The 22894-nt window shown below is 38.0% G+C and carries 19 protein-coding genes; 6 read left to right on the forward strand and 13 right to left on the reverse strand.

Features of this window, described 5'->3' with window-relative positions:
- Positions 1-58: 58 nt before the first annotated feature.
- The 13 genes from Q1V95_RS00510 to Q1V95_RS00570 all read right to left on the reverse strand — a co-directional run bounded on the left by Q1V95_RS00510 (position 59) and on the right by Q1V95_RS00570 (position 15582).
- A complete protein-coding gene (locus Q1V95_RS00510) occupies positions 59-310 on the reverse strand; it encodes a type B 50S ribosomal protein L31 (RefSeq protein WP_027383206.1) in 252 nt (83 codons plus the stop codon).
- A 343-nt stretch (positions 311-653) separates the two neighbouring features.
- Positions 654-1409, reverse strand: a complete 756-nt coding sequence (locus Q1V95_RS00515; RefSeq protein WP_300669030.1) for an enoyl-CoA hydratase/isomerase family protein — start codon at positions 1407-1409, stop codon at positions 654-656.
- Positions 1410-1830: 421 nt separating this feature from the next.
- Positions 1831-3879, reverse strand: a complete 2049-nt coding sequence (gene paaZ / locus Q1V95_RS00520) for a phenylacetic acid degradation bifunctional protein PaaZ (protein WP_300669033.1) — start codon at positions 3877-3879, stop codon at positions 1831-1833.
- 79 nt (positions 3880-3958) lie between these two features.
- Complete coding sequence (gene pcaF, locus Q1V95_RS00525; protein ID WP_300669036.1) at positions 3959-5164, reverse strand: 3-oxoadipyl-CoA thiolase; 1206 nt, start codon at positions 5162-5164, stop codon at positions 3959-3961.
- Positions 5165-5219: 55 nt separating this feature from the next.
- Positions 5220-6374 (reverse strand): 3-hydroxyacyl-CoA dehydrogenase NAD-binding domain-containing protein, encoded by a 1155-nt coding sequence (locus tag Q1V95_RS00530; protein ID WP_300669038.1) that lies wholly within the window; start codon positions 6372-6374, stop codon positions 5220-5222.
- 29 nt (positions 6375-6403) lie between these two features.
- Positions 6404-6892 carry a 1,2-phenylacetyl-CoA epoxidase subunit PaaD gene (gene paaD, locus Q1V95_RS00535; protein ID WP_300669041.1) on the reverse strand — a complete coding sequence of 163 codons (489 nt, stop codon included), beginning with the start codon at positions 6890-6892 and terminating at the stop codon, positions 6404-6406.
- A gap of 434 nt (positions 6893-7326) precedes the next feature.
- Positions 7327-8091 (reverse strand): 1,2-phenylacetyl-CoA epoxidase subunit PaaC, encoded by a 765-nt coding sequence (gene paaC, locus Q1V95_RS00540; protein WP_300669043.1) that lies wholly within the window; start codon positions 8089-8091, stop codon positions 7327-7329.
- Between the two features lie 541 nt (positions 8092-8632).
- Positions 8633-8920, reverse strand: a complete 288-nt coding sequence (gene paaB, locus Q1V95_RS00545) for a 1,2-phenylacetyl-CoA epoxidase subunit PaaB (RefSeq protein WP_300669046.1) — start codon at positions 8918-8920, stop codon at positions 8633-8635.
- A gap of 1 nt (position 8921) precedes the next feature.
- Positions 8922-9878 carry a 1,2-phenylacetyl-CoA epoxidase subunit PaaA gene (gene paaA / locus Q1V95_RS00550; RefSeq protein WP_300669049.1) on the reverse strand — a complete coding sequence of 319 codons (957 nt, stop codon included), beginning with the start codon at positions 9876-9878 and terminating at the stop codon, positions 8922-8924.
- Between the two features lie 583 nt (positions 9879-10461).
- Positions 10462-11544: a 1,2-phenylacetyl-CoA epoxidase subunit PaaE gene (paaE, locus tag Q1V95_RS00555; RefSeq protein ID WP_300669051.1), complete on the reverse strand. Its 1083-nt coding sequence runs from the start codon at positions 11542-11544 to the stop codon at positions 10462-10464.
- Positions 11545-11550: 6 nt separating this feature from the next.
- Positions 11551-12135 (reverse strand): TetR/AcrR family transcriptional regulator, encoded by a 585-nt coding sequence (locus Q1V95_RS00560; protein WP_300669054.1) that lies wholly within the window; start codon positions 12133-12135, stop codon positions 11551-11553.
- Between the two features lies 1 nt (position 12136).
- On the reverse strand, positions 12137-14218 hold the full coding sequence (locus Q1V95_RS00565; protein WP_300669057.1) for an alpha-ketoacid dehydrogenase subunit alpha/beta: 2082 nt from the start codon (positions 14216-14218) through the stop codon (positions 12137-12139).
- Between the two features lie 20 nt (positions 14219-14238).
- Entirely contained in the window at positions 14239-15582 is a 1344-nt protein-coding gene (locus Q1V95_RS00570; RefSeq protein WP_300669059.1) for a phenylacetate--CoA ligase, read from the reverse strand.
- Positions 15583-15745: 163 nt separating this feature from the next.
- On the opposite strand from Q1V95_RS00570, the gene Q1V95_RS00575 reads away from it, so the two are divergent.
- The 6 genes from Q1V95_RS00575 (at position 15746) to Q1V95_RS00600 (ending at position 22692) form a co-directional block, all read left to right on the forward strand.
- Positions 15746-17140 (forward strand): hypothetical protein, encoded by a 1395-nt coding sequence (locus Q1V95_RS00575; RefSeq protein ID WP_300669061.1) that lies wholly within the window; start codon positions 15746-15748, stop codon positions 17138-17140.
- 17 nt (positions 17141-17157) lie between these two features.
- Positions 17158-17484 (forward strand): nucleotide pyrophosphohydrolase, encoded by a 327-nt coding sequence (locus Q1V95_RS00580; RefSeq protein ID WP_300669064.1) that lies wholly within the window; start codon positions 17158-17160, stop codon positions 17482-17484.
- Positions 17485-17491: 7 nt separating this feature from the next.
- Entirely contained in the window at positions 17492-18712 is a 1221-nt protein-coding gene (locus tag Q1V95_RS00585) for a 3-phosphoshikimate 1-carboxyvinyltransferase (protein ID WP_300669066.1), read from the forward strand.
- Between the two features lie 191 nt (positions 18713-18903).
- Positions 18904-19698: an SDR family oxidoreductase gene (locus Q1V95_RS00590; protein ID WP_300669069.1), complete on the forward strand. Its 795-nt coding sequence runs from the start codon at positions 18904-18906 to the stop codon at positions 19696-19698.
- A gap of 30 nt (positions 19699-19728) precedes the next feature.
- Complete coding sequence (locus Q1V95_RS00595) at positions 19729-21336, forward strand: hypothetical protein (RefSeq protein ID WP_300669071.1); 1608 nt, start codon at positions 19729-19731, stop codon at positions 21334-21336.
- Between the two features lie 138 nt (positions 21337-21474).
- Entirely contained in the window at positions 21475-22692 is a 1218-nt protein-coding gene (locus Q1V95_RS00600; RefSeq protein WP_300669073.1) for a helix-turn-helix transcriptional regulator, read from the forward strand.
- Positions 22693-22894: the final 202 nt, after the last annotated feature.

A 22894-nucleotide genomic window follows, 5' to 3' on the forward strand; every position in this document is an offset into this window, starting at 1 on the left:
ACAAAAAAAGCTTCCGGAAAATCCGAAAGCTTTTATATTTTGCGTTAATTCTCTAAAATTATTTAGCGAATTTTTTGTACTTGTTCATGAACTTATCAACACGTCCTGCAGTATCAACTAACTTAGTTTTACCTGTGTAGAAAGGGTGAGAAGTAGAAGAGATTTCCATTTTGATTAATGGATATTCTTGACCTTCGAATTCGATAGTGTCTTTAGTATCAGCAGTAGATTTGCAAAGGAACATTTCATCGTTACTCATATCTTTGAAAACTACCAATCTATAATTTTCTGGGTGTATACCTTGTTTCATTTCAGAATTTTTTAAAAATTTTTGTTTAAATATGAGTTTCGGACGTAATGGCTTCCTACTACTCTGGTATTTGAGATTGCAAAATTAAACAATATTTTTTAATCTACAAATCTTTTATTAAAATTATTTGGGCGTGTCCCTTTGTTTTTTTCCTAAACTTTGGCCATCCAAAAAAACAAGTGGGTCGCTACGTTCGCTTCTATCTTTTGTAATTGGCGCTTCGACTTCGCTCAGCGACCATTACAAAAGGATATCCGCTACCATCGCTCACGCGTGCGATTCTCTGTTACTACTAAACTCTTTTGGCGCTCGCTTCGCTCGCGCCACCAAAGCATTTGTACAACTATTTCGCTTTAAACTTATTAATAGCGTTAACCGTAAACTCCGACAATACCAATTGTCCACTAACCGCAGCACGTTCCGTTAACAAATCATCCCAATGTTCGGTACCTTTCCTGAAAATTTCTTTCAGGTGGAACATCGCTTCAGGATTAGACTTTCCTAGTTTGCCTGCAAGGATTTCGATTTCAGCGTCCATTTCTTCCGTTGTATCGTATACATCTTGGAACATATTTTTTTCACGTGCCCATTCCGCCGAATAAAATTCGGTAGCGTTGATAGCCAACTGTGCGAAAGCCGCCGTTCCGATTTTCTTTTCTACAACTGGACCGATAACAAAAGGACCAATACCAACCGCCAGTTCGCTCAACTTAACTGCAGCATTTTCTGTCGCAAATGTATAATCTGCAGCACAAGCGATACCAACACCGCCACCAACAGCTTTACCATGAATTCTCGCAATAATCAACTTTGGTGATTTGCGCATCGCGTTGATAACATTGGCGAAACCAGAGAAAAATACTTTTCCTGTTTCGAAATCTTTAATCGAGATTAACTCATCGAAAGAAGCGCCAGCACAAAAGGCTTTTTCGCCAGCACTTTTTAGGACGATAACTTTTACGTCGTTATTTTTTCCAAGCTCGTCGATTTCGTTAGCCAAGTTCTTTAATTGACTTCCTGGCATCGAGTTACTTTGCGGATGGAAAAACTCAATTGTTCCGATTCCGTTTTCAATATTTGATTTTACGTATGCTTCCATTATTTTTTTTAAATTGAATTTGTATTAAATTTGGTTTATTATATGCATTGTGTATTTTGAAAATTTCAGTCATAAAACCGTCAATTCGAGTGAAATTCTGTAAGAATTTTGTATCGAGAATGCAGTTTTAGAAGATAAAATTCTGTTCTCGATATAATTTTTATTCATTTCATTACTAAAAATCACTCGAACTGACGAATTTTACTTCAAAATACACAACAAGTTTTTGTTAGCAAAAAGCAATTTGTTTTCGATACAATTTTCATGAAAAATCGCTCAAACTGATGTTACTTTTCTTATTAACTCAATATTTCTAATTAACAGCAATCCGCAGCCCGACTTGAACGGAGCTCTTTTTGCCGAAACAAAGTGTAGGCAAAAAAGCGGGAGTGGAAGGCGGAAATAGCTGCCCAAAAAAAATTTAGTCTTGATTTAACATTTTCACCATCGTCAAAATCGTCGCAATGGCAACCGTCTCGCCAGTTTCGTCATAGACATCCACCAACCAACGCACGATACCTTTTGCTACATCATCGGCATCTTTCTTCTCCTGCGAAATTTTTTCTTTACAAGTAAAGCGAACACCCATCGTCGAGCCTGGATAAACTGGCTTCACAAAACGACACTCGTCCAAACCGTAGTTCAGTAAAACTGGACCTTTTTTAGCTTGAACAAAAAGTCCCGCCGCCTTCGACAACAAATAATAACCGTGCACCACATTGCGCTCGAAAATTGTCCCTTCCAACGATGTCGCATCCACGTGTGCATAGAAATTATCGCCCGACAAAGCAGCAAATGCGTTGATGTCCGACTGCTGAATAGTATGTTTTGCCGTGATTAGCGTATCACCGACTTTTATCTCTTCAAAATATTTTGCGAATGGATGTTTGTCATCCTCGATATAATCTGCTCCATATTGATATTGCTGCGTAATCGCCGTCAACTTGTTAGGCGAACCTTGCACCGCTGTACGTTGCATATAATGAAGCACACCGCGTTTTCCGCCCATTTCTTCACCACCACCTGCACGTCCCGGACCACCGTGAACCAACAATGGCAACGGCGAACCGTGACCTGTAGATTCTTTGATGCAATCCGCATCCAACACAACGATACGACCATGAAGCGAACCTGCATTAAGTACAAATTCGGTTGCGATATCGTTATCAGCTGTCACTATGGAACAAACCAACGAACCTTTCCCCATACGCACCAACTCGATTGCTTCGGCTGTGTTATTGTAAGGAATAATCGTTGACACTGGTCCGAAAGCTTCGATATTGTGAACATCCGTTTTGTTGAACGGATCATTATTTAAAAACAAAATTGGTGAAATAAATGAGCCTTTACTTTTGTCTGCGCCTGTTACTTCGAAATTGTCTAAATCCCCGAAAACGATTTCTTGAGATTTGGCAAGTTCTTCAACTTTTTCACGAACTTCTTTAACTTGAGCTGCACCAGCCAAAGCGCCCATTCGGACACCTTCAACATTAGGATCACCGATTTTTGTCGTTGACAAACGTTGACCTAAAGCAATCTGAACATCTTCAACTAAATTAGCCGGTACAATTGCACGACGAACGGCTGTACACTTCTGTCCAGCTTTGGTTGTCATCTCGCGTGTAACCTCTTTAATGAAAATATCAAATTCTACAGAACCTGGTTTTACATCTTCTCCAAGAACACAAGCGTTAAGTGAATCTGCTTCTAGGTTAAACGGAACGCCTTCTGCAGTAATTCTTGGATGCGCTTTCAACATTTGTCCTGTTGAGGCCGAACCTGTAAATGTCACAACATCTTCTGACTCTACGAAATCTAAAATTCCGTTAGCTGAACCTGTGATTAATTGCAATGCGCCTTCTGGAAGAATATTAGATTCGATGATTGCACGAACAACCGCTTCTGTTAAAAACGAAGTGATGGTTGCAGGTTTTACAATCGCAGGAACTCCAGCTAAAAGGTTAACGGCAATCTTCTCCAACATTCCCCAAACTGGAAAGTTGAATGCATTGATATGAATTGCAACACCACGTTTTGGTGTCATAATATGCGTCCCAATGAAAGTTCCGTTTTTGGATAATCTGTGTGTATCACCTTCTACATAAAAAGGCTGATCACCAAACTGACGACGTAATGATGCATTGGCAAATAAGTTACCAATACCACCTTCAATGTCAACCCAAGAATCTGCTCTTGTTGCTCCTGTCGCCCAAGAAACGGTATAGAATTCTTCTTTGCGTTCCATAAGGTACAAGGCTAATTTCTTTAGCATCAAACCTCTTTCTTGGAATGTCATTTTGCGAAGTTTTGGACCACCAACTGTACGGGCATAATCCATCATCGCACCAAAGTCTAAACCTGCTGACGATGCCGTTGCAATTTCAGCACCAGTGATTGCGTTATATAACATTTGACCTTCGGTAGAACCTTTGGTCCATTTTCCTAAAGCGAAATTTTCTAATTGATTCATTTGTAATTGGTATTATGTAAAATGTACAAAGTCTTTAAAATATGTAAAGAACATCTAAAATTTTAGTACGAACAAATAATTAAACTTTTTCAATAATTACGGCGAAGCCTTGTCCAAGGCCAACGCACATTGTTGCTAAAGCGTATCTTTTGTTTTGATTTTGTAATTCGTACATCGCCGAATTAAGGATTCTTGCGCCGCTCATTCCCAATGGATGACCTAATGCGATGGCGCCACCATTTGGATTGATTCTCGAATCGTCATCTGCCAAGCCCCAAGCTCTGATACATGCTAAACTTTGCGCTGCAAAAGCTTCGTTTAACTCAATAATATCAATATCGTTAAAAGTAAGACCTGCTTTTTGCAAAGCCAATTCAGCAGCTTTTACAGGACCGATTCCCATTATTCTTGGCTCTACACCAACAACAGCACTTGACACAATTCTTGCTTTTGGTGTTAAACCAAATTCTTTAATGGCTTGTTCTGACGCGAGAAGATTTGCTGCTGCACCATCATTTAATCCTGAAGCATTACCAGCAGTTACTGTTCCATCTTTTTTGAAAGCTGTTCTCAGTTTTCCTAAACCTTCTAAAGTTGTATCGTTTTTAGCAAATTCATCACGATCAAAAATGATGTCATCGCCTTTTCTTTGCGGAATATTAACTGCTACAATCTCTTGTGCTAAACGACCGTTTTCTTGTGCAGCTTTCGTTTTCATCTGAGAATTAAAAGCAAATTGATCTTGGTCATCACGAGAAATATTATCACGCTCTGCAAGATTTTCTGCCGTCTCGCCCATGGCATCAACACCGTACATTTCTTTCATTTTCGGGTTGATAAAACGCCACCCGAAAGTTGTATCATAGATTTTTGAATCGCCACCAAAAGGTGTTTCTGTTTTTGAAATTACCAATGGACCGCGTGTCATATTTTCGACACCACCAGAAATCATCAAATCGGCATCACCAACCTGAATTGCTCTTGCCGCATTAATTGCCGCAGATAATCCCGAAGCACAAAGTCTATTAACCGTCTCGCCAGGAACATGATAGTCTAATCCAGACAGCAAACCAGCCATACGAGCGACATTTCTGTTGTCTTCACCAGCTTGGTTAGCACAACCTAGCACGACATCATAAATTCTTTTTTGGTCGATAGTCGTGTTACGCTCCAAAAGTTTTTTAATAACAAAAGCCGCCATGTCATCTGGACGCATCCCAGATAAGCTTCCTTTTAGTTTTCCAATTGGTGTACGAACACCGTCTACAATATATACTTGGTTCATAATATTCTATTGATACTTTTATTAGTGTTTGGTGTATAGTTTTTCGTATTTAGTTTTAATAAAAAGTTTTATTTTCTTTAGCTAAACAACGGATAATAGGACTGCAACGGTAACGATCTTCATGGTAGAAGCTATAAAGTTCATCCAATTCTTTTTCTAAATTTTGAAGTCCAAATTCGTCTGCCCAAGCTAAAAGCCCTTTCGGATAGTTAACGCCTTTAGTCATTGCAACATCAATATCTTCAACAGATGCAATATTTAAGAAATAAGCATCTGCTGCTTCATTCATCAACATTATTAAAACTCTTTTAAAAATTTTTTCTAATAGTTCTGGATTTGTATTTGGCTCTGGTTGTGTCGCATTTTCGGAATAGTCATAAAAACCTCTACCCGATTTTCTACCATAAAATCCAGCTTCAAATAATCGTTTCTGAGTAAACGATGGCTTGAATTTTGGATCGTAAAAAAACTCTTTGAAAACACTTTCAGTAACGCGATAGTTAACGTCATGACCGATAAAATCCATCAACTGGAAAGGTCCCATTCGGAAACCTCCCAAGCTTGTCATCGCATAATCAATCGTTGCACAATCTGCAACACCCTCTTCTAAAATTCGGATTGCTTCTCCATAAAAAGGTCTCGCTACACGATTGACGATAAATCCTGGTGTATCTTTTGCAATAGCAGGAAGTTTTCTCCAGCTTTCAACTAAAGACTTCGTTTTTGAAACTAAAGCAGGATCAGTCTGAACAGCTGGGATAATCTCTACCAAAGCCATCAAAGGTGCTGGATTAAAAAAGTGAATTCCAATAACACGATTAGGTTTTTGACAAGACGCTGCAATAGATGCCATCGACAGCGAAGAGGTATTACTCGCCAAAATACAATCCTCAGAAACTAAATTTTCTAATTTTTGAAACAAATCTTTTTTGATATCTAAATCTTCAATAATCGCTTCAATTATTAATTCGGAATGCGAAAGTTCATCTAGTTTATTAACTAATCGAATTTTACTAAAATAAAGTTCAGAATCTTCTAAAGAAATTTTTCCTTTGTCAGCCAACTTTTGAAAGGTTGCTTCTAGATTGGCACCAGCTTTCTCTAACGCAATCGGATTGCTATCGTACAAACAAACATCATTGCCTGCCATCGCCACAACTTGAGCAATTCCGCTTCCCATTGCGCCACTTCCTACAATTCCTATTTTCATTTATTTTTTGATATTAGATTTTCTATTTATTAATGACATTTGAAATAGTCAAATGGTTCGCGACAGTCCTCACATTGATACAATGCCTTACAAGCCGTCGATCCAAATTGGCTTATCAATTTTGTATGTATTGATCCACAATGTGGACACGGTACTTCATCAGGTTTTGCAAACAAATCGTCTTGATTGCTTTTAGAATAAACTGGTGGTGCAATGCCGTAAGCTTTCAGCTTTTCTTTTGCTTCTGTAGTCATCCAATCAGTCGTCCAAGCTGGACTTAAACGATTGGTTAACTTTATATTCTTTACACCTTTCTCAATAAGCTTTAGCCTAATCGACATATTGATCATTGATGTTGCCGGACAACCTGAATAAGTGGGCGTCACAACAACTTCTACTTCATCATCTTTGATAAGAACTTCTCTGACAATGCCAAGCTCCAAAATATTAAGCACAGGAACTTCTGGATCCTGTACTTCACTTAAAAACTCCCATATTTGTTCTTCTGTATACTGCATTTCCTATTACTACCTGATGGGTTACAACCATCCCTACTTTCGGCGGGTTTCACCCACCGTTACTGATATTTGCCATCGGGTTGAAACCCAATGCTATTAATATTCTGCCACTTCGTGGCAAGCTTATCGTTTTTTTTATTTTGCCAGTGAGTTTCGCCTTCCATTTCCGAGCGGCGGGTTTCACCCACCGTTATGAACATTTGCCACTTCGTGGCAAGCCCAACACTTTTTTCATTTACCAAAGGAATGACAAATCTTCTTTTTGTTTCATCGGGTTAAAACCCGATGTTATGATAATTCATCTCCCTTTTTTTGTTGGGTTAGAACCCAACGATATGATAATTCGTCCCATTGGGACTCTACAAGTTGAAGCATATTTTCAAATGTAGAGATTAGCATTATTATGAGGAGAGCCACGAAGTGGCTCAACTGATTTACCACTCCATATTAGGGTAAGTACGTTGCATATATTGCATTTCAGCAAGAATATATCCTAAAGCCTCAGTATGCTTGCCGTCTTTTCCACCAACTAGTTTTCTAGATTTTGAGAACTCAACTGTAAGTGTTGCTTCTTCTAAAACCTGATTAACACGCATTGTCCATTTATCTTTCAGCGCTATGACATCTGGCATTTCTCCAGATGCTATCAAAGCTTTCTCCCATGCGGTTGGGATGAACATTTCGTCAGCATAATCAATAAAATCGATAATTGATTTTTGAATTTTGTCATGACTTTCTTCTGTACCATCCCCTAAACGAATCACCCATTCCGAACTCCATTTTGAATGATAGGTAGCTTCTTTCAACGATTTTTCAGCGATTGCTGCAATCTCCGAATTTGAAGATTTCTTCAGTTCATCTAACAACAGAACATGATAGATATCGAAGTAAAACTGTCTTGCAATCGTATCTCCGAAATGTCCATTTGGACGTTCTGCGATTAATAGATTTTTGAAATCTCTTTCGTTGCGTAAAAATGCTAAATCGTCTTCAGTTTTGCCCTCGCCTTGTAGGTCAGCTGCCAACTCATAATAATGAGATGCTTCTCCCAAAAGGTCTAAAGCGATATTCGACAGTGCAATATCTTGTTCTAAAACTGGTCCTTTACCACACCATTCTGACAAACGTTGCCCAAGAATCATGCTGGTATCTGCCAAATGAAGAAGATAGTTAAGCTGGTTGTTTTCTTTATTTTCCATTTTTATCAAATAGACTTTCGTCCTATTCTATTTTAAGTTGTCCAAATGACTGACTTATGTTGATTAATAGTGATAGGATTACATCCTATTCTTTATTTAATGTTAATAGGACTACGTCCTATTCTAGATTACGCCGTCCCTTCGGGACTCTTAAACGTTGCTCAATATTAATAAGACTTTGTCCTATTCTAAGTTATATCATCCCTTCGGGACTCTTAAGCGTTGTTCAATATTAAAAAGACTCTGTCCTATCCAAGATTATATCGTCCCTTCGGAACTTTAATTATTATTTAATGCTAATAGTACATTTTTCTATTCTAGCTAAATTTCCTTTTGGGACTTTTAAACGTTGCTCAATATTAATAGGACTCCGTCCTATTCTTGTTTACATCGTCCCTTCGGGACTTTAATTGTTGTCTAATGCTAGTTTGTCGCAGCTCGACCTGAGTAGAGCTTTTTTGTGTAGCACTGCGAAACAAAAAAGTAGGAATGCTTCGACAAGCTCTCTTCAGACTTAGACGGAAAAACTGCCCAAATTCTTTTACATATTTTTAACTTCTTCCGGAACGTGGTAGAAAGTTGGATGTCTGTATACCTTATCCTCGGAAGGCTCGTAAAATGCGCCTGCATCATCAGGGCTAGAAGCAGTGATGAATTTGGACTCTACAACCCAAATACTAACTCCCTCCAAACGTCTTGTATACACATCTCTGGCATTTTGAATTGCCATTTCTGCATCGGCAGCATGAAGGCTTCCTACATGTTTGTGATCTAGTCCTTGACGACTTCTAATGAAGACTTCCCAAAGTGGCCATTCGTTATTTTGCATCTTAACTTATTTTTTTCTGTTGTTCTTTTTGTTTTCTTTTCTCATGGTATGCTGTTGCAGCGTCTCTAACCCAAGCGCCCTCATCGAAAGCTGTACGACGTACGTCGATTCTTTCTTTGTTGCACATACCATTTCCTTTAACGACATTCCAGAATTCGTCCCAGTCGATTTCTCCAAACTCGTAGTGTCCAGTTTCTTCGTTGAACTTAAGTTCTGGATCTGGAATTGTCAATCCTAAATATTCCGCTTGTGGAACTGTCATGTCTACAAAACGTTGTCTTAACTCGTCGTTTGAGAAACGTTTGATTCTCCAGTTCATAGATGCTTCGGTGTTTCCTGATTCTGCATCACGAGGTCCAAACATCATCAAGGTTGGCCACCACCAACGGTTAAATGCGTCTTGCGCCATTTCCTTTTGCTCTGGTGTGCCTTGTGCTAAAGTCATCATCAACTCGTAACCTTGACGTTGGTGGAAACTTTCTTCTTTACAAATTCTAACCATTGCTCTTGCATAAGGTCCATAAGATGCTCTACACAAAGGTACTTGGTTAAGAATTGCAGCACCATCTACCAACCAACCAACTGCGCCCATATCAGCCCAAGTTAATGTTGGATAGTTGAAAATACTTGAGTATTTTGCTTTACCAGAATGTAAGTCTCGAAGGGTTTCGTCGCGGGTTACACCTAAAGTTTCGGCTGCACAATAAAGGTATAAGCCATGTCCTCCTTCGTCTTGAACTTTTGCTAAAAGGATTTTTTTACGTTTTAAGCTTGGTGCTCTCGTAATCCAATTGGCTTCTGGTAACATCCCCACAATCTCGGAATGTGCATGCTGAGAAATCTGACGAATAAGCGTCTTTCTATAAGCTTCCGGCATCCAATCTTTTGGTTCGATGCGGATTTCGTTATCGATTTTGTTTTGGAAGTGTTGTTCCAAGTTGATTTCTGTTGTTTCCATAATTTTTATTTTTTGTCAAATACTTAGGACTTTGTCCTAGATTATGAATATTCAGCCACTTCGTGGCTGATGCACAATGTTACAAATAGTTTATGTTCTATTTTTGTAACATTCTCATTTTGCAATAGGATTGCATCCTATTCTTTGTTAAGACGCCCCGAAGGGGCTTAACAATTTTCCATCTTACAAATAGGCTTTCAGCCTATTCTGTTTTAACTCGCCCCGTTGGGGCTTTTTGTTTTCTCTCAATTTTGACAGGATTATATCCAATCTTTGGTTAAATCGCCACGTTGGGGGCTTTTTGTTTTCCCTCAATTTTAATAGGATTGCATCCTATCCTTGGTTAAATCGCCCCGTTGGGGCTCAATATTTTTATTTTTTATAGTTTGCCCCAAAGGGGCTAAACTTTTCTGCGTTATATTGTCGCAGCCCGACTTATCTCATTTCTTAAGTTTCTTTTTTGAATCGATGAATCTCGTTCCTCGATTTGAGCGGAGCTCATTTTTTTGCGTCGGATTTTAAGCCTTGGCAAAAAATAGCGGGAGCAGAAGGCGGAAATGCTGCCCAAATAATTATTATATAATTACTTGATGTCAAAGTTAACAATAACTTCCTCAGAACGCGGATGTGCCTGACAAGACAAGATAAATCCTGCATCCAACTCATCTTGTTCCAAAGAATAATTGATGTCCATTTCGACCTCGCCTTTCTCCAACTTACACTTACAAGTCGCACAAACACCGCCTTTACAAGCGTAAGGCAAATCTGCGCCATTCTGCAAAGCGGCATCCAAAATGGTCTGACCGTGATAAGCCAAATCCATATTAAGCGCCGATGCATCCAACTTAACCGTCACCTTGCTGTAATTATCGTCTTCTTTATTAACAGCTTTGGCGTGTTCTTTTTTCTTCTCCTCCGCAGTCGCGCTGTAAAATAATTCAAAATGAATCTTCTTTGGCTCTAATCCAGCGTTTTGCAAAGTATCGCGCACGCCAAGAATCATGTCTTCTGGACCGCAAAGGAAAACCTCATCAATACTATTAACAGGGATAATATGTTCCAAAAATAATTTGGCTTTTTCTCCTGTTATACGTCCCGCCAACAAATCGGCATCCGCAATTTCGCGGCTCAAAATATGGTAAACACTAAGTCTATCCATAAAGATATTCTTAAGTGCTTCAATTTCTTCTTTAAAGATAATGTGCGCTTTGTTTCGGTTTCCGTAGATTAAAACAAAGTTGCTGTTTGGCTCGTTTTTTAGAACAGACTTTACAATCGACATCACTGGCGTAATACCACTTCCTGCGGCAAAGGCAACATAAGTCTTTTTGTTGTCTGGTTTTAATTCTGTAAAGAAAGTTCCTTGTGGTGTCATCACTTCTACCACATCGCCTTCTTTTGCAACATCGTTGATATAGCTAGAAAATACGCCATCCGTAATCTTCTTCACCGCAACTTTTAGTTCATTATCACATGGACTTGCACAAATTGAATACGAACGTCTAATCTCTTGCCCGTCATTAATCTGCTTGAATGTTAAATATTGTCCTTGCGTAAATTTGAATTGCTCTTTTAAGTCCTCTGGCACGTCAAAACTTACCGAAACACATTCTGGCGTTTCGCGTTTGATTTGTTTTATTTTAAGAGGATGAAAAGTTGTTGACATTATCTATTAAATATTTATTCCGTTAAGTAAAATTGTTGAAAGCTCTTCTTCTAATTCTTCCGCCGAAATATTTCGGCTTGGTTTGTACCAAAGTTCGATCCAGCGCAAAGATGACAAGATTGTGAACAAAGCTACTGACACATTCATGGTTTTGAATTCTCCAGTTTTCATACCTTCTTCAAGAACAAAAGCAAAACTTCTTTCGTAAGATTTTCTGATGCTTTTATATTCTTCCTTCTTCTCATCACGAAGATACTTCCAATCGTTATTTGCAACCGAAACCGCGGCTGCGTCGTGAATCATCAAGTCGATGTGGACTTTGATAATTTGTTTTAATTTATCTTGAAAACAAGCTTCTGTGTCTGCAATCTCTGAAAGCTGCGTCATATAAGCGTCGGCGATTTTAAAACAAATCAATTCTAAAATTTCGTCTTTAGATTTGATATGGTTGTACATCGAAGCTGCTTCCATACCGACTTTCTCAGCAATGTCGCGCATTCCTGTTCCGCCAAAACCACGGTCTTTGAAAAGCTTCGAAGCTTCGGAAAGGATAAGTTCTCTTCTATTTACTTTAGTTCTTAAAGGCGCCATTTTAATATTTTAAAAGCAGATGGATTTGGATTTTTAATTTCTCAGCATTTGGAAGCATTGTTTCTTCCAAAACAGAGTTAAGTGGAATTGCTGGCATATTTTCTGATCCAACCACTTTCACTGGTGCATCCAAATCGCGGAAACATTTGTCCGAAATTCTCGCTGCAATGCTTTGTGCAAAACTATTATGTACAGGTTCTTCTGTTAAAACAATACAACGGTTATGTTTTCTTACACTTTCAAAAATTCGGTTTTCGTCAAGCGGTGCCAACGTTCTTAAATCGATAATTTCTACACGACCTTCAAAATCTTTGGCTGCATTGCTCGCCCAATAAACACCCATTCCGTAAGTGATAATCGTTAATGTCGATTGCTCTTTTTGAGAATCCACTAACAACACTTCTCTAGCTTTCCCAAATGGAATGATGTAATCTTCGTCCGGTTCAATTGTTTTAGCTTCTTCAGTTCCTGCAATTTTTGACCAATAAAGTCCTTTATGCTCCAACATCACCACAGGATTTGGATCGTAATAAGCCGACTTCATCAAACCTTTAAGATCCGCACCTGTCGATGGATAAGCGATTTTAATTCCTTTGATATTTGTTAAAACACTTTCCACAGAACTTGAATGGTAAGGTCCACCACTTCCATAAGCGCCAATCGGAACTCTCAAAATCATGGAAACTGGCCATTTTCCGTTTGATAAATAGCAACTTCTTGCTACTTCGGTAAATAATTGATTAAGGCCCGGCCAAATATAATCGGCAAACTGAACCTCAACAATTGGTTTTAGCCCAACAGCACTCATACCGACAGTTGATCCAATAATAAAAGCTTCTTGGATTGGTGTATTGAAAACTCTTTTGTCTCCAAATTGTCCCGCCAAAGTAATCGCTTCACGGAAAACACCGCCCAAACGCGCACCAACATCTTGTCCGTACAACAAAGATTCTGGATGTTTGTCCATAATTTCGCGAATGGCGAACAAAGCACAATCCACCATTACTGTTGGCACTTTGCCTTCTGGCACACGAATTCCTTTTTCTTCGGTAATTGGTGTTGGCACAAAATCGTGGGTGAACAAATCTTCTGGTCGAGGATCTTCCGCTTGTAAAGCTCTTTGATAATCGGCTTTTACAAGGTTTAAAACCTCATTTTCTATTGTTGAAACTTCAGAATCTTCGATTCCGAATTCTGATAATTTTTCTCTAAGTTTTGGAAGCGGGTCTCTTGTCGCCGCTTCTTCCAAATCGTCACGGTACCACTCTTTTCTAACCCCAGAAGTGTGGTGATTTAACAATGGAACTTTTGCATGAATTAACATTGGGCGACGTTCTTCACGAATAATGCGAATGCACTCTTTAACCGTTTCGTAAGATTTAATAAAATCTGTTCCGTCGATTGTTCGTGCTTCGATTCCATCAAAACCTTGAATGTACTTTGACATATCTTGCGCACGAATTTCTGAAGCGTGTGCCGAAATATCCCACTCGTTATCCTGAACCAAATATAAAATCGGAAGTTGTTTCAATGCTGCCATTTGGAAAGCTTCTGCCACTTCGCCTTCCGTACAACTTGCATCTCCAAGAGAGCAAACCGCAATTGGTTTATCATCAAAATCTTCTGCAAGACCTAGTTCTTCTTTATATTTTAAACCCATCGCAACACCAGTCGTTGGAATCGCTTGCATACCTGTCGCACTACTCTGGTGCGGAATTTTCGGCATATCATCGCGTCTCAAACTCGGATGCGAATAATAAGTTCTACCACCAGAAAATGGATCGTCGCGCTTTGCTAAAAGTTGAAGCATCAACTCGTAAGGCGTAATTCCGATTCCTAAAAGAATACTATCATCACGATAATAAGCACTCAAAAAATCCTGTGGTAAAAGCTGCAAGCCTACAGCCAATTGTATCGCCTCATGACCGCGAGAAGTCGCATGCACATACTTCGAAGCCACACGCTTTTCCTCCTCATACAATTCGGTAAGACTTTTAGCAGTAAACATCAATCGATAAGCGTTCTTTAGAAAATCTTCCAAGTTGCTTTCGTTTATATTTTTTTTAGGTTGGGTTACTTCCATTTTTATTTTTTACTAATAAATTATGAGATATCTCGGTTGTCGATAATTCGGTTAAGCTTGCCACCCTCGCTTCTTGGCAAATCGCCAATATTGCAAAGACAAACCTCCATAGACAATCCTACATTATCTTTTATTTTCTTCTCAAGTGTTTTTCTAACTTTTAAAAGTTGTTCGCTTGAGGTTTTATTTTCATTAGAAATTTTAGAAATATCGCAGCTTCTTAAAAAAGCATCTTCAATTTCTACAGAGACTTTCACGATATCCATCGCGGATTTTCGTGTTAATTCGATTTGATAATTGGCAGACGCAAAATCATAATCTTCCAAAACATCAGCAATCTGAGTATGAAAAAAATTAACACCTCTAATAATCATCATATCATCGGCACGGCCAATAATTGGTCCCATTTTCACTAAAGTTCGAGACTTAGAATGTTCGTAAGTGAGATTCGTAATATCACCCGTCCAATATCGAATAACTGGCATCGCTTCTTTGGTTAAAGTCGTTAAAACCAAAACGCCATATTCGCCCTCAGCGACTGGCTCACCCGTTTTTTCATCAACGATTTCTGGATAGAAAAGGTCTTCCCAAATATAACTTCCTGTTCCGCGTTCGTCCACAGATTCTTGCGCTACGCCGGGACCAATAATCTCGCTTAAACCGTAGATGTTAGTGGCTTTTACATTAAGACCTGTTTCAATTCTTTTTCTTAAACTTTCTGACCAAGGCTCAGAACCTAGAATCGCATATTTAAGATTAAGCGTTTTGATATCAATATTTCGTCTTTCGATTTCTTCGATAACACTCAAAAGATAAGATGGCGTTGCACAAATTGCTTCTGGCTGAAAATCCTGCAACAACATAATTTGACGTTCGGTTCCACCACCAGAAATCGGAATAACATTCATACCTAATTTTTCTGCGCCATAATGAAGACCAAGACCTCCAGTGAAAAGTCCATAACCGTAAGCATTTTGCAACTTCATCCCTGCTTCGCAGCCTGCAGCAGCTAAAGACCTAGCAACAACTTCAGAAAACAATTCGATGTCATTTTTGGTATAACCAACAACGGTAGGTTTTCCTGTTGTCCCACTTGAACAATGCAGTCTTGCTACTTTTTCTTGAGGCACGGCAAACAATCCAAATGGATAATTGTCTCGTAAATCATGTTTTTTGGTGAAAGGAAGTTTGTGTAAATCTTCCAAAGATTTAATCCCCGAAATATCAACCCCCAAAGCATCATACTTATTTTTATAAAACCCAACATTGTTGTACACATATTGGATAATATTTTGCAAAGATTCCGTCTGAAGTGCTCTCAGCTTATCTTTTGCTAAAGTTTCTGCCTTAGGATTAAATATCATTTTTGAGATTAATATTTTGTGATTGGTTGTTTACAAATGTAAAAAAATAATCCACACTAACAAACGTTAGTTAGTGATTTTCATCAATATTTTGGATTAAATACAATTTAGATTGATTGAAAAAAAAAATTATTGTAGTTTTGAAACACTTTAAAAAAATTTGATGAAACTACGAGTACTTTTAGGATTAGCATTTTGGTGTGCATTATTTTTATTCTCTTGTAAAAGCGATGATATTGTGTTTGATACACCTGCGCAATCCTTGAAATTTTCGACAGACACTGTGTTTTGTGATACGGTATACAACCAAATGCGTTCCGAAACTTATGCCGTAAAAGTCTATAACAAGGACAGCAAAGATGTACAAATCCCAAGAATCGCTCTTGAAGGTGGCGCAGCATCACTTTACCGTATTAATGTTGATGGCAAAGCGGGAACAGAGTTCAAAAATGTACCATTAAGAAAAAATGACAGTCTTTTTGTTTTTGTAGAAATTGCACCAACAGCAAATGCGCCAGAAGCAATTGCTGAAGATAAAGTTGTTTTCCAAACAGCGAGTGGTGACCAAAAAGTTACGCTTTTCTCAGTTGTACAAGATGCCGAATATTTTATTCAATCAGATAAGAACCCCAATATCTTAACAGAAGATACAACTTGGAAAAACGATAAAGCTAAAATCATCTTTGGCGACTTGACACTTGCAGAAGGTAAAAAACTAACTGTTGAAAAAGGAACTAAAGTCTATTTCCATAAAAAAAGTGGACTTAACATTTCTAAAAATGCGACACTTGACGTAAAAGGAGAATATCAAAACGAAGTTACTTTCCGTGGTGATAGAAACGATACACGTTACGACACACTTCCTGCTAACTGGAACGGAATTCGTATGGAAGCTGCTTCTACGCTTAATATGAATTATGCTAAAGTCTTTGGTGGCAATGTTGGTCTTCAACTAAAAGATAATATTGCAACAATCAACAATACGATTATCCATACTTTCCAAAGTTTCGGAATCTATGCCATTGGCGCAAATTTGACAACCAACAATTTGGTGATGAACAATTGTGGTGAAGCAGATTTAGCAATTTTTAAAGGTGGAACTTATAATTTAACATACAGCACTTTTGCTAATTATTGGGACTTAAATGGAAGCTTATCAGGCTTAAGCATTTACGCTTCTAATTCTTGGAAAGATGGCACTAACGAATATAAAGAACCGCTTATTTTCAACATGACCAATTCGATTGCTTACAATCAACTTTCCAATGCCGTTGTTTTTGCACCAACAGCAGGTCAAGTGTTTAACTATAACATCAAAAACTCTTTGTTAAAACACGATGACAAAGCAGGTTTCACTTTTGACAACAATAGCAACATCCAAAATTCTATTAAAAATGCAGACCCAAAATTTGCAAACTACTATATTCATAAAATGAATTTGAGAGTTAAAGAAGGTTCTGCCGCTATCGCAAAAGGAACTCGCATTGTAGCAGGCGAAAAAGACATTACGGGTATTGTAAGAAAAAATCCATCAACAATCGGAGCCTACGAATTTTAATAGATTCTTTAAGAAAAATGGAAATTACCAAACTTCAGCAAGAAGTCGATGCATGGATAAAGACAGTTGGCGTTAGATATTTTAACGAGTTAACCAATATGGCGATGTTGACAGAAGAAGTTGGCGAAGTGGCAAGAATTATTGCACGTCGCTATGGTGAACAAAGTGAAAAAGAATCTGACAAGTCAAAAGATTTGGGAGAGGAATTAGCTGATGTTCTTTTTGTAACATTATGTCTAGCCAACCAAACTGGTGTCGACTTGCAATCTGCTTTCGATAAAAAAATGAAAGTTAAAACCGAGCGTGATGCAGAAAGGCATGCTCAAAATGAAAAATTAAAATAAAGCTTTTATGCTATTAAAAAAGTCCCAATTAACAGACGGACAACAGATACAAATTACCGGTTCGAAAAGTATTTCGAACCGTCTTTTGATTTTAGCCGGACTATACAATCATATCGACATCATCAACTTGTCGAATTCTCAAGACACACAATTACTGCAAGCTGCACTTAAGCAGACTGGTGATGTTATTGACATCCATCATGCAGGAACAGCGATGCGTTTTTTAACCTCTTATCTCGCAATACAAGAAGGAAGAACTGTGACTTTAACAGGTTCTGCGAGAATGAAACAACGTCCAATTAAAGATTTGGTTTCGGCGTTGAGAACTTTAGGCGCTGATATTGAGTATTTGGAAAATGATGGTTTTCCACCTTTAAGAATTGTTGGTAAAAAATTATCAAAAGATACCGTTGACATCCCAGCAAACATTTCGAGCCAGTTTATAACTTCCTTGATGTTAATTGGCGCCAAGTTAGAGAATGGTCTAAAAATAAATTTGGTTGGAGAAATAACATCGCGTCCTTATCTAGAAATGACGTTGCACATCCTTAACAATCTTGGTATCGATGCAAGTCTCGACGGACAACAAATAAGAATTGAAGCCAACGACGGAAGTCTAAGAACTTATCATTACGAAGTGGAAAGCGATTGGTCTTCGGCTTCGTATTATTATTCTTTGGCGGCAGTTGGACGTAAAGTGATTAACCTAAAAAGTTTTAAAACGCTATCTGTCCAAGGTGACAGCATTATAAAAGAATTGTATTGGAAATTTTTCGGTGTTGATACTTTATCAGATTTTGCAGAAAATAGTATTTCGCTGATGCCCGATGCGCATCACGAAGCTATCGAGTTTATTAGTTTGAACATGAATGATTGTCCAGACATTGCTCAAACTTTGTGTGTAACAGCAACACTTCTTAAAATTCCGTTTGCGATTACAGGTTTGCAAACTTTGAAGGTTAAAGAAACGGACAGATTGGTAGCACTTCAAAACGAGTTAAAAAAATTGGGTGCAACAACAACTATCACCAACGACAGTATTGAGTCTGTAAGTTTTGGTGAAGCGGACGCGCATATCCAAATCGAAACGTACAATGACCATCGTATGGCAATGGCTTTTGCGCCAGCTGCTTTACTTTATGATGTCGAAATTTTGGACGACCAAGTGGTTGAAAAATCTTATCCTGAATTTTGGACAGATTTTGAAAAAGTTACAAAAGTATTATAGTCAAACAAAAGGGAAATAGTTATCGCTAGCCCCGATGGAAGCGGCATCCTTTTGTTGGGAGCGAGGCGGCGGAGCGTAGCGTAGCGGAGCCGACCGAGCGACCAATAAAAGATATAGCGGACAGCGGGACTCCATTGTCATAGAACGACAAATTGTTCTTGCTCCTAAGAACTTGTTTAAAAATTAAAAAAATGTCAAAAGTATACATCATCACGGGAAGTTCAACTGGAATTGGTTTTGCACTCGCTGAGTATTTTGGTAAAAAGGGGAATAAAGTCTACGGTCTTAGCCGAAAAATGACCAATAGTCCGCATTTTACGTGTCTGCCAACCGATGTTACCAACAATGATGAGGTTAAAAATGCGGTCGCGACAATTCTTGAAAAAGAAAGCAGAATCGATGTTCTCATCAACAATGCTGGAATGGGAATGGTGGGCGCTGTGGAAGATTCTAGCCAAGATGAGATTCTAAAACTTTTTAATCTGAACCTTGTTGGAACGGTGCAAATGATTGGCGCCGTGATGCCAACAATGCGCGCTCAGAAATCGGGTCAAATTATTAATATTTCCAGCATTGGAAGCGAAATGGGATTGCCTTTCCGTGGATTTTATTCGGCGTCCAAAGCGGCGGTAGACAAAGTTACCGAGGCGATGCGTTACGAGGTTGAACAATGGAATGTGAATGTCTGCTCGCTACACCTTGGCGACATTAAAACCAACATCGCCGACAACCGTATCAAAACCAATGTTTCGGCACCTTATCAAGGAATTTTTGAAAAAGTTTATTCTTTGATGAATGCACATGTTGACAAAGGAAATGAACCTTTGGAAGTCGCAACTTACATCGACCAACTTCTACAAAAATCAAGCTGGAAAGCGCATTATTATTTTGGTGCTTTTGGACAAAAAATCGGAGTTCCGTTGAAGTGGATTCTGCCACAAAATCTCTACGAACATCTGATGAAGAAATACAATAATCTAAAGTAATTTCTGTTAAACTAATGTTGGTCGTTGTTAATGCCGAAGTCTCTACTCTATATCATTGCGATTTTTTGGACTGTGTTTTTGCAAGCACAGCAAAGAGATTTTTGGCTCATTGACAAAGACACGCAAAAGAAGAACATCGTACAAGATTCGGCGGCGGCGGTTAAGTTTTTGGACAGTCTCGCGCAAACTTCTTACTTTTTTGCGAAATTACATTCGGTAGAAAACAAAGACCATCACACCGAAATCTATTACGACAAAGGTCCCAACTTTAACCAAGCGCAAGTTAAATTTTCGGATAGCTTGCAAAGGGATTTTAATTTTCCAAAAGAGGTCTATGTCAAAAATTTGGACTCTTTGCGACAAAGCATTAATCAAAAATACAGAGACAAAGGTTTTGCCTTTAACCGTGTTAAAACAAAATTTGTTGAATTAAAAGGCAACACGCCAACAATCCAGATTTCGGTAACGCCAGCGCAACAACGACGCATCAACTCTTTTGTTGTTCGAGGTTACGAGCACGTCCCGAGACGTTTTGTTAAAAACCTCGAAAAAGCCTATGTTGGCAAAGTCTACGATGACAAAAATCTAGTCGCTATCAACAAAGATTTGCAAGGTCATACTTTTGTAAGTTTGGAAAAACCGCCGCAAACTTTGTTCACGAAAGATTCTACGCAAATCTATCTTTTCTTACAAAAAAAACGCGTCAACAATTTTGACGGAATGCTAGGTTTTGGAAACGATAAAACCGATAAGTTTACCTTTAATGGAACCATTAATGTCGCGCTCCGAAATATGTTCAACGGTTTTGAAAGCATTAGTCTTTATTGGCAAAGAAATCCCGACAAAGGACAAACTTTCGATTTGCAAACCGATGTTCCGTATGCTTTCAAATCCAATGTCGGCGTTAATGTTGGCGTTAATATCTACCGACAAGATTCGACTTTTGCAACCGTTAAATTCCGTCCATCGCTATATTTACATTTATCACAGAATCAGAAAATTGGTTTGCGAGGGACTTTTGAGTCATCTGCGGTTTTGGATTCGTTGTACACACAAGCGCAGGATTTTAGCAAAAAGGGAATCGGACTTTGGTATCAATACCAATCTGGAAGCGAGGTTCCGCTATTTCTTTACAGCACAAATATTCGTGCAGAAGTTGATTTTATTAAAAGCAAATACGACAAAACCAATCTTTCGGTTAACCAATTGCGCTACTTCGTTTCGGGAGAACACAACTTTCATCTGGCAGGAAATCATTATCTGAATCTTCGTGGCGAATCGGCTCTTTTATCAGCAAAAAACGATTTGTCTGTCAACGAACTTTTTAGATTTGGAGGATGGAATTCGATGCGAGGTTTTAATGAATTAAGTTTGGTTAGTGATTTTTATGCTTTTGGTGGCGCCGAATATCGCTATCTCGTAAATGATCAAGCATTCTTTGACGTCTTTGCGCAATACGGCACAATGTCCAACAAAAGCCTCAATGCAACGCCAAGCCTTTACAGTTTGGGATTAGGTTTTAATTTCTTTTTGCCTGTTGGTTTGATGAGCTTCCAAATATCGAACGGAAATCAATTCGGAAATCCTTTTAAATTTTCTGAAACCAAAATCCATTGGGGAATTGTGAGTCGATTTTAAGAGCCTTTTTAAATTTCACACTTCGATAACATCAATTCAATATTTCATCTAAAAATAAATTGTTATTTTAGCGAATAATTTCATAATTCTGAAATTATCTCCGTGTTCAAAAACTAAACTAATCCGAAAACTTAAAAAATGAATAAATCTCTATTCATTCTGTTTTTTATTTTCTTAAACATTATCACAAAAGCGCATCAATACAACAATGAAGCACTTAACAACGAGATTTCGGAACTTAACGACAAACACAAATACGAAGAGTCAATCATCAAGCTTGAAGAAATCCTACACAGCAAACAATCAACCGACTACGACCGATACAACGCATATCTTCAGAAAGCTTTAACTTTTAAAAGAGTTTATAATTATCCCGAAGTCCTAGAAAATCTAGATTTAGCCTTTAAAGAAGCCCAAGAAACAAACTTTGAAGAAGCTGCCGAAGTTCGAGTTTTAGCAGAGAAAATGTTTGTGGAATTCGATTCTCGACATTTTGACAAAGCCGAAATTCTCATCAAAGATTTGTCCAAAAAAAATATCGATTTGCTAGATTCGGAAACCCATGCTTTCTACCTAAGCGCAATCGGCGTTTTGCAAATCATCAATAAAAATTATGACGCAGCACAAATAACTTTTGAGAATGCTATCGGTATTTTGGAAAAGAAAAGCCCCAAACATCTTCCTCTTATTTATACCAAAATCATTGGACTTTCAGAACATCTTAAAGATAAAAATCTAGCACAAAGCGCTTTTGATAAAGGAATCTATTATGCCGAAAAATACAATATGGACATCTACAAAATTTCTTTGTATTACACGATGAGCCACTTTTTTCTGACTTTTGAAGATTACAAAAATGCCTATCTCTACGAAAACCAAGGCGTCGAAATTTCTTCAAGATATAATGCCACTTTTCAAAATGGAAAATTAACAATCCTTGAAAGGAATCTTTTGAATAAACGGAAAAACGTTGAACTCGACTATCAGAAAAAAATTAAATACAGCTTGGCTTTTGCTTCGGTTATTTTATTCGCTTTTCTGGTTGTTGTTTTCAAACTATATCAATCCAACAAGTTAAAAAATAAACTGATACTTCGTGAAAACAATCGAATGAGATCCGAACTCGAAATGTTCACAAAAGAGTTAAATGAGCAAGGCGACAGTAAAATAAATCTTACAAACTACAATCTTACGGATCGACAAATCGACATTGTTAATCTCGTGAAAGTCGGAAAAACCAACAAAGAAATTGGAGCAGAACTCTACATTTCGGAAAATACAGTTAAATATCATCTCAAGATTATCTACAATACTTTGGGCATCGAGAACCGTTGGGATTTGCGCCAAAATAATTAACACATTGATACTCAATCAATAGAAAAGACAAAAATTAAATTTAGTTAATATCAATTTCCTGATTTTCAGAATTCATTAAAAAGCTTTAATTTTGCAAGAAAGTAAAAATGTCTATTCATAACAAAATTGTTGAACAAGCCATCACTTTTGATGATGTTCTTCTCATCCCTTCTTACTCAGAAGTTTTACCGAATCAGGTATC

The organism is Soonwooa sp., assembly GCF_030151385.1.
GTDB lineage: Bacteria > Bacteroidota > Bacteroidia > Flavobacteriales > Weeksellaceae > Soonwooa.

What these genes read in the sequence shown, in the direction of transcription:
- Q1V95_RS00510 (WP_027383206.1), bottom strand. Translation starts at nt 310, where the DNA reads ATGAAACAAGGTATACACCCAGAAAATTATAGATTGGTAGTTTTCAAA.
- Q1V95_RS00515 (WP_300669030.1), bottom strand. Translation starts at nt 1,409, where the DNA reads ATGGAAGCATACGTAAAATCAAATATTGAAAACGGAATCGGAACAATT.
- paaZ (WP_300669033.1), bottom strand. Translation starts at nt 3,879, where the DNA reads ATGAATCAATTAGAAAATTTCGCTTTAGGAAAATGGACCAAAGGTTCT.
- pcaF (WP_300669036.1), bottom strand. Translation starts at nt 5,164, where the DNA reads ATGAACCAAGTATATATTGTAGACGGTGTTCGTACACCAATTGGAAAA.
- Q1V95_RS00530 (WP_300669038.1), bottom strand. Translation starts at nt 6,374, where the DNA reads ATGAAAATAGGAATTGTAGGAAGTGGCGCAATGGGAAGCGGAATTGCT.
- paaD (WP_300669041.1), bottom strand. Translation starts at nt 6,892, where the DNA reads ATGCAGTATACAGAAGAACAAATATGGGAGTTTTTAAGTGAAGTACAG.
- paaC (WP_300669043.1), bottom strand. Translation starts at nt 8,091, where the DNA reads ATGGAAAATAAAGAAAACAACCAGCTTAACTATCTTCTTCATTTGGCA.
- paaB (WP_300669046.1), bottom strand. Translation starts at nt 8,920, where the DNA reads ATGCAAAATAACGAATGGCCACTTTGGGAAGTCTTCATTAGAAGTCGT.
- paaA (WP_300669049.1), bottom strand. Translation starts at nt 9,878, where the DNA reads ATGGAAACAACAGAAATCAACTTGGAACAACACTTCCAAAACAAAATC.
- paaE (WP_300669051.1), bottom strand. Translation starts at nt 11,544, where the DNA reads ATGTCAACAACTTTTCATCCTCTTAAAATAAAACAAATCAAACGCGAA.
- Q1V95_RS00560 (WP_300669054.1), bottom strand. Translation starts at nt 12,135, where the DNA reads ATGGCGCCTTTAAGAACTAAAGTAAATAGAAGAGAACTTATCCTTTCC.
- Q1V95_RS00565 (WP_300669057.1), bottom strand. Translation starts at nt 14,218, where the DNA reads ATGGAAGTAACCCAACCTAAAAAAAATATAAACGAAAGCAACTTGGAA.
- Q1V95_RS00570 (WP_300669059.1), bottom strand. Translation starts at nt 15,582, where the DNA reads ATGATATTTAATCCTAAGGCAGAAACTTTAGCAAAAGATAAGCTGAGA.
- Q1V95_RS00575 (WP_300669061.1), top strand. Translation starts at nt 15,746, where the DNA reads ATGAAACTACGAGTACTTTTAGGATTAGCATTTTGGTGTGCATTATTT.
- Q1V95_RS00580 (WP_300669064.1), top strand. Translation starts at nt 17,158, where the DNA reads ATGGAAATTACCAAACTTCAGCAAGAAGTCGATGCATGGATAAAGACA.
- Q1V95_RS00585 (WP_300669066.1), top strand. Translation starts at nt 17,492, where the DNA reads ATGCTATTAAAAAAGTCCCAATTAACAGACGGACAACAGATACAAATT.
- Q1V95_RS00590 (WP_300669069.1), top strand. Translation starts at nt 18,904, where the DNA reads ATGTCAAAAGTATACATCATCACGGGAAGTTCAACTGGAATTGGTTTT.
- Q1V95_RS00595 (WP_300669071.1), top strand. Translation starts at nt 19,729, where the DNA reads ATGCCGAAGTCTCTACTCTATATCATTGCGATTTTTTGGACTGTGTTT.
- Q1V95_RS00600 (WP_300669073.1), top strand. Translation starts at nt 21,475, where the DNA reads ATGAATAAATCTCTATTCATTCTGTTTTTTATTTTCTTAAACATTATC.